General features: G+C 34.4%; 8 protein-coding genes and 2 pseudogenes. 6 read left to right on the top strand and 4 right to left on the bottom strand.

The window, feature by feature from the left end:
- Nucleotides 1–75: pseudogene (locus tag FTT87_RS15445) on the top strand (IS6 family transposase); the annotation flags it as partial.
- Nucleotides 76–102: 27 nt separating this feature from the next.
- Here FTT87_RS15445 and FTT87_RS16130 read toward each other — a convergent pair.
- On the bottom strand, nucleotides 103–234 hold the full coding sequence (locus tag FTT87_RS16130; protein WP_257230595.1) for a hypothetical protein: 132 nt from the start codon (nucleotides 232–234) through the stop codon (nucleotides 103–105).
- 215 nt (nucleotides 235–449) lie between these two features.
- On the opposite strand from FTT87_RS16130, the gene FTT87_RS15440 reads away from it, so the two are divergent.
- From FTT87_RS15440 to FTT87_RS15425, 4 genes and pseudogenes are all read left to right on the top strand, one after another.
- Entirely contained in the window at nucleotides 450–818 is a 369-nt protein-coding gene (locus FTT87_RS15440) for a hypothetical protein (protein WP_180175080.1), read from the top strand.
- 18 nt (nucleotides 819–836) lie between these two features.
- A complete protein-coding gene (locus tag FTT87_RS15435) occupies nucleotides 837–1091 on the top strand; it encodes a hypothetical protein (RefSeq protein ID WP_180175079.1) in 255 nt (84 codons plus the stop codon).
- Between the two features lie 411 nt (nucleotides 1092–1502).
- Nucleotides 1503–1943: pseudogene (locus FTT87_RS15430) on the top strand (helix-turn-helix domain-containing protein); the annotation flags it as partial.
- Nucleotides 1944–2031: 88 nt separating this feature from the next.
- Nucleotides 2032–3161, top strand: a protein-coding gene (locus FTT87_RS15425; protein WP_119026777.1) for an IS3-like element ISAcsp5 family transposase whose coding sequence is annotated in 2 segments (ribosomal slippage) — nucleotides 2032–2284 and nucleotides 2284–3161 — 1131 coding nt in all. Because the reading frame shifts where the segments join, the coding sequence is not laid out codon by codon here.
- Nucleotides 3162–3563: 402 nt separating this feature from the next.
- Here FTT87_RS15425 and FTT87_RS15420 read toward each other — a convergent pair.
- Entirely contained in the window at nucleotides 3564–3860 is a 297-nt protein-coding gene (locus FTT87_RS15420; protein ID WP_180175078.1) for a hypothetical protein, read from the bottom strand.
- Nucleotides 3861–3862: 2 nt separating this feature from the next.
- A complete protein-coding gene (locus tag FTT87_RS15415) occupies nucleotides 3863–4501 on the bottom strand; it encodes an AAA family ATPase (protein ID WP_180175077.1) in 639 nt (212 codons plus the stop codon).
- Between the two features lie 398 nt (nucleotides 4502–4899).
- Here FTT87_RS15415 and repM point away from each other — a divergent pair, with 398 nt between their 5' ends.
- Nucleotides 4900–5847: a replication initiation protein RepM gene (gene repM, locus FTT87_RS15410; RefSeq protein WP_180175076.1), complete on the top strand. Its 948-nt coding sequence runs from the start codon at nucleotides 4900–4902 to the stop codon at nucleotides 5845–5847.
- 169 nt (nucleotides 5848–6016) lie between these two features.
- Here the strand turns inward: repM and FTT87_RS15405 are convergent.
- Nucleotides 6017–6378, bottom strand: a 362-nt coding sequence (locus tag FTT87_RS15405) for a transposase (RefSeq protein ID WP_180175075.1), incomplete at its 5' end; no start/stop codon positions are given.

Genomic DNA, 6378 nt, shown 5'->3' with positions numbered 1-6378 from the left:
GGACAAGCATCGTCATTTTATTATGGTCAGCCTCAGGGTGAAGTGTGTCTAATCAACAGGGTTTTCGGTCTCTAAGTACTTTTTAAAGGGAACATCATCGACTCAAATCTCTATTTGCAACAGTGCCATTTGACGGGTGGAAAGATTCAGGATTTCAGCAGCACGGACCTGGGTAATACGATGATCTCTAACGTCTTGCAGAACTGCAAGACGTTGAATTTCTTTATCAGACATAGTGATCAGCATCTATATTTTATATACAGTCCATGGTGATAAAAACCATCATAAACCAGACATTTTTATTGGTGAGAATATAGACACTTTAAATGGGTTCTAACAGTTTAATTTCGTATAACATGTATTATGTTAATCTTAGGAAATATTTACATTTATATTTTATCATGTATCAAATATTATCCTTAATATTTTTAGTATAATTAGGAACTTGTATGGAATTTCTATTTTTTCTGGTATTAGCTTTTATTGTTTTTATTATTTTTAGCAACTTTATTAAAAATAAAGTAAATTTAAAATCAGCCAGAGAGGATCTGGCGCATGTTGATGTTAATAATGGTAATGCTAGATATCCATCCTGGGTACAAAATCAACATAAGGTAGGAGAATTTTATGCCATACTTACGGCCCTTTGCAAATCTAGAGGCATACCTCCTTCATTCCTAGAAACATTTCTTAAAAATGAAGAGACAATAGAAATTCTTTTACGTTATGCAGGGGCTTTAGAAACTAGGGGATCATCTTTTAATGATCAAGCTATTGCCGTTGCTGATAAAGTCAAACAAATGTGCCAATTAACTTAAATACAAAAGAGTATTTTTATGAGTTTTTTTAGTTCTCTATTTAAAAAAAAAGAAGTTTCAAATACACCCAAACTAACTAAAAGTCTTTCCGGATCAATTGTTGCATTTACTTCAAATCCAGAAGAAAAGTTAGCTTTAGCAAAACAACTATTATGTCATGCTCAGATTGATTTTAAACATGAGTATCATTATCCAAGAGGTATAGATTCAGATCTTAGAAATGATATAGATTTTTCTATGTATTCACCAAAATTTTTAGATCTTTACAATTAGCAAGAAGCTGAAGCTAAGGAACATCAGAAACTTTTAGAGTCTATCGATCCTGATGACTATAATCCTATGGATTACTCAGATAAACATTTAAGTAAATTAGATCTCTTTGAGATAACACCTGTCTTTAATGGTATGGTTCGCAACTTGAACAGCCCAAAAGAAAGATTTATCGCTAAGCTATTGATAATTGATGATATGTTGAAATAATAAGACGATTTTAATTTAAAATCCCATTTCATCATAAGTGGGATACCATACGAAATACATCCCCATTTAACATAATGGTGCTTATACAAAATGATTTTGTAAGCCCCAAATAGAAATGTCCGGTTTCTCCAAAGTAAAAATGTCCGCTTTTAGAATATGCGCTTTTGCGATTATCGAAGCGGACGGTTTGATATGTTGGTGTCTATGTCGGATAAAGAACTTAAACGATTGTCGGTCTTGCAGGAAATCTGCGATCAACGCATAACTCAATCCCAGGCTGCTCAGCTACTTCATATTTCAGAACGTCAGATCAGACGCTTACTGCAGAAATACAAAGCTCAAGGCCCAGCTGCATTAGCCCATGCTGGTCGTGGCCAAACCAGCAACTGCAAACTTCCTGAAGAACTCAGACTCAAGTGCCTCAATATTGTTTCGGATCAACTCCATGGTTTCGGACCCACTTTAGCGCATGAAAAGCTCACTACCGTTCATGGATTCGATCTTTCAGTGGAAACCCTGCGTTGCTGGATGATTGCAGCCGATTTATGGATTCCTCGCTCCAAGCGCCTGAAACGCCCATATCAGCCTCGATATAACCGGGATTGTTATGGTGAACTGGTACAAATCGATGGCTCACACCATGACTGATGTGGTTCTAGGATTTTAGACCACGCCTATAAGTGATAATCTACTCCCCAATAAGCATGGGAAATGCTTGTTTTTGGAGTCAACCATGACACGAAGAAAACGTCGTAATCATTCAGCAGAGTTTAAAGTTAAAGTTGCTCTCGCAGCAATTAAAGGCGACCACACACTCGCTGAACTTTCTACTCAATTCGATTTACATCAAAACCAAATCATCGATTGGAAAAATCAACTGCTTGAGCAATCAGTCAATATTTTTTCACGACCAACAGCACAACAAGAACCAGAGATTGACCTCAAAGCTCTACATGCCAAGATAGGACATCAGGCATTGCAAATTGATTTTTTAGAAGGTGCGCTCAGAAAAATAGGGCAGCTGAGCGGCAAAAAATGATCGATAAGACCCATCAACTTTCGGTACGACAACAATCGCAATTGATTCAAATCAATCGCAGTACGTTGTATTACAAGCCCAAAGAGATTTCATCAACTGATTTGAGTTGGATGCGTCTAATCGATGAAATTCATCTCGACTACCCATTTATGGGCAGTCGAATGATACGAGATATGCTACAGCGTCAAGGACATCAAATAGGTCGGCGTAAAGTCCGACGTTTAATGCGCTTGATGGGAATACATGCCTTGTATCCAAAACCCAATACCAGTAAGCCTAATCTTGCACACCGTATTTTCCCATATCTGTTGAAAAACATGGTCATCGATCACTCTAATCAAGTCTGGTGTACAGATATCACGTACATTCCTATGGCTAAAGGCTTTGTCTATCTGTGTGCAATTATAGATTGGCATAGTCGTAAAGTACTGGCTCATCGAGTATCGATCAGTATGGAAACAGACTTTTGCATAGATGCGTTGCAAGAAGCAATTGTGAAATATGGTTGTCCTGAGGTGTTTAATACAGACCAAGGCAGTCAATTCACAAGCGAGGCATTTTTGAATGAGTTAAAATTGCGAAATATCCGTATCAGTATGGATGGGAAAGGACGATGGATGGATAATGTAATGATTGAGCGTTTATGGCGCAGCGTGAAGCATGAGGAAGTCTATTTGAAGGCTTACGATACGGTTAAACAAGCGAAACTATCAATTGCTGAATATTTGGATTTTTATAACATGATACGTCCTCATTCAAGTTTGAATAAGGCAACACCAAATGAATTTTATGATCAACATTTACTAAAAGTAATGGCAGCATAATTTAAATATTTAGAGCGGATTTATCACTTATAAAACTGAATTGAGTGGTCTAATTAACGGAACCACATTAAAGTTCATAAAATTTAGTTAATAAAAACAACAACTTATTTATCAAATGACAACCAATTTAATGCACAAAAAATGTTCAAAGAACCTAATCATTTTTTAATTTTATTTGAGTTTTTAAAATCTACTAGAAAGCTTTTAGGAACTATTTGTGTGATAAAATATTACGTAATAATCATAAGTTACGTAACTTGAATAAGTTGTTAAGGGAATTGTTGCCTAGTTATTTCTTTGTTATTTTATGAGTTATAAAAATCTATAAAAAAAAATTTTAGTAATAATTTATAAGAGATAAGGTTACGTAACAATCATAAGTTACGTAACTTAAATAAGTTATTACGGAAGTTGTTGATTAACTATTTCTTTAATTTCTTCAGAGCTTTTTGAAGCCAAATTTTCTAATGCAATTCTAACGATACTTGATCTACTAACACGAGCATTTTGACTTTTAACTACCAGTTCATCAATTAACTGATTAACTTCATCATTCAAAGAAAATGTACATCTAATAAATTTTTTCTCTTTGGTTTCTAAAGCTCTTACCCTTTTTTCAGCCCCAGATATGAATACTTCTGCTAACTGATCTTCTGGAGATATTTCAACTTTCTTTTTTAAACCGTTTAATCCAGCCATGATTAAATTCCTAAAAATTCATTAGCTATATTTTTAATCTCTGCTTTTGCTTTTTGATCACTATTTACTTCAAAAACAGAAAGGCCATTTTCATCAGCGTCATCATAGACATTTCTATTAGTCGTAATCGCATTTAACGCATTTATACCAAATGATTTACATGCATCTTTCGCATCTAAAATTCTTTGAACTTGTGATGGTAACGTTGGACATTGTGTAATAATTGCTCTTGCAATAAGATCTGGATTGACAGTTTTAGCTAATTTTAAAACTTGTTCCATATGTGCTAATGTTTTTAAATCCCTTCGTTTTGGTCTAAAAGGTAATAACATATGAGTAGCAATTGTCATTGCAGAACGTAAAGCTTCAGAATCTTGCCCACCGGCATCAATTACAATATCTTGATATCTACCTTGCAGATCTTTGAGAACTGAACGGATATTACCAGAAGCTTGAACTGAAGGAATATCTTTTAAATCATCATTATCATCACGTTCTTTTATCCAGTCAGTTGTTGTTCCTTGAGGATCTGCATCTAATAAAAGAACATCCCTATTTTTTGTTTGAAGGTATACTGCTAAATTTTGAGATAAGCAGCTTTTTCCAGCACCACCTTTTTCACCACCAACTAATATAATCATATTTTATGTAAGTTACGTAAGTTTAATAATTAAAGTAATGTAAAATGATTTCATGTAAAAATCAACTATCGTGATAAATAATTAATTTAAAAGTTATCCACAAGTAAGGTTCTTTTTATTATTTTATATATATTTTAAATTTATTATTTATATAGCAGCTGTAACTATTGATATTAGTGGAATACAAAGAATTAAAGTGGACAGATTCCTACCAATAAGTGGACAAATTCCTTTATATGAAAGGACAAATTCCTTTATATGAAAGGACAAATTCCTTTATATGAAAGGACAAATTCCTTTCATAAATGGACAAATTCCTTCTATAAAAAAAACTTCCATTTGTGGACATTAAGTAGTATTGTCCATGTATTGTTAATCAAAAATTTTAGTACTGACACATGGGCAATAATGTAATTTATAAAGATAATAATTTAATTGAAGCTTCATATGCACTAAATCTTTCAGAACAAAGATTAATTTTAATAGCAATTCTTGCCGCCCGTGAGATTGAGACAGAATTGACGGCTGATACTATGCTAACGATTCATGCCTCGGAGTATATGAAACAGTTCAAGCTTGGTCGACAATCAGCATACGAAGCATTACAAGCAGCATGTGATAATTTGTTTGAACGTAGACTTAATTATAAAGCGATAGATCCTGTTACAGGAAAAAAAGGTGTTTATAAAAGTCGCTGGGTAACTAAAGTAGGTTATGTGAAAGAGGCTGCTTTTGTACAGTTGATATTTGCTCCTGATATCCTTCCTCTTTTCATTAAGCTTGAAGAAAAATTTACTAGATATGAACTTAAGCAAATTTCGCAACTTACCAGTGTTTACGCTATTCGACTGTACGAGCTTTTAATACGTTGGAGATCCACAGGTAAGCTGTATGTCCCTATTGCAGATCTTAGAGAAAAATTAGGCTTGCTAGAAGATGAATACCCTCAAATGGGAGATTTTAAAAAGCGCGTTCTAAAAGTGGCTATAGAACAAATCAATAAATTTACTGATATTGAAGTTACTTATACCCAGAAAAAAGAAGGTAGAACTATTACTGATATAGAGTTTACTTTTTTTGAAAAAGATACCGTTCTAAGACTCAGTGATAAAGCTCCAGAAAATTTATATAAATTAACAGCAAAGCAAATTTCATATTTTGCGCAAAAACTTTGCGATATTGATGACAATCCAGATTTTGGACGTGAGTTTGGAAAAATAGGCGAAACACAAGAAGATTTTCAGGAAAGAATTGAAGCCGAATTAATAGATCAAGAGAATGTTAAAAAATATTTTTCACATCTATTAAATGTTGGTTATAAACCAAAATATGGGAAGCAAAAATAGTTACTGGATTGCTCCCAGTATCCTAGAGATGAGATAGCCTTATTTTGAAGGGGCACATACCATAGAGATATGAATAGCCCCTGATTCGATTGTAAAATACTTGATATAATCAAACACATCTGCACAGTCCATTTCGAGAGCGTTCAAAATTCTGTGTCAGCCGAATTGGCTAGAGTTTAATTATATCATCGAGCCTGCCTTCAAAGTAAATCGATAACTGTGTGATGGTTTGCCTCCAGTTTGTCACCGGCATTGTCCATTTTTCAGAAGCCTGTTGAATGCCAATATACAGCAATTTCAGCAGGCTATTTTCATTCGGGAAAGCCCCTTTGGTTTTGGTCAGTTTTCTGAATTGGCGATGTACTGCCTCAACCGCATTGGTAGTATAAATCGGCTTCCTAACTGCTTTCGGATATTTGAAATAGGCACTGAGTAAATGCCATTTTTCACGCCATGAACGAATGACTTTCTCGTATTTATCCCCCCATTTGGCTTCCAGCTCATCTAGCGCCATTTCAGCTGCCTGCTTGG

This window comes from Acinetobacter sp. YH01022 (assembly GCF_013420235.1).
Classification (GTDB): Bacteria; Pseudomonadota; Gammaproteobacteria; order Pseudomonadales; family Moraxellaceae; genus Acinetobacter.
Note: the sequence above shows the minus strand (reverse complement) of the source record. Positions and strands in the feature narration are given on the sequence as shown.

Coding starts and splice junctions, on each gene's coding strand:
- FTT87_RS16130 (WP_257230595.1), bottom strand. CDS start 234: ATGTCTGATAAAGAAATTCAACGTCTTGCAGTTCTGCAAGACGTTAGA.
- FTT87_RS15440 (WP_180175080.1), top strand. CDS start 450: ATGGAATTTCTATTTTTTCTGGTATTAGCTTTTATTGTTTTTATTATT.
- FTT87_RS15435 (WP_180175079.1), top strand. CDS start 837: ATGAGTTTTTTTAGTTCTCTATTTAAAAAAAAAGAAGTTTCAAATACA.
- FTT87_RS15420 (WP_180175078.1), bottom strand. CDS start 3,860: ATGGCTGGATTAAACGGTTTAAAAAAGAAAGTTGAAATATCTCCAGAA.
- FTT87_RS15415 (WP_180175077.1), bottom strand. CDS start 4,501: ATGATTATATTAGTTGGTGGTGAAAAAGGTGGTGCTGGAAAAAGCTGC.
- repM (WP_180175076.1), top strand. CDS start 4,900: ATGGGCAATAATGTAATTTATAAAGATAATAATTTAATTGAAGCTTCA.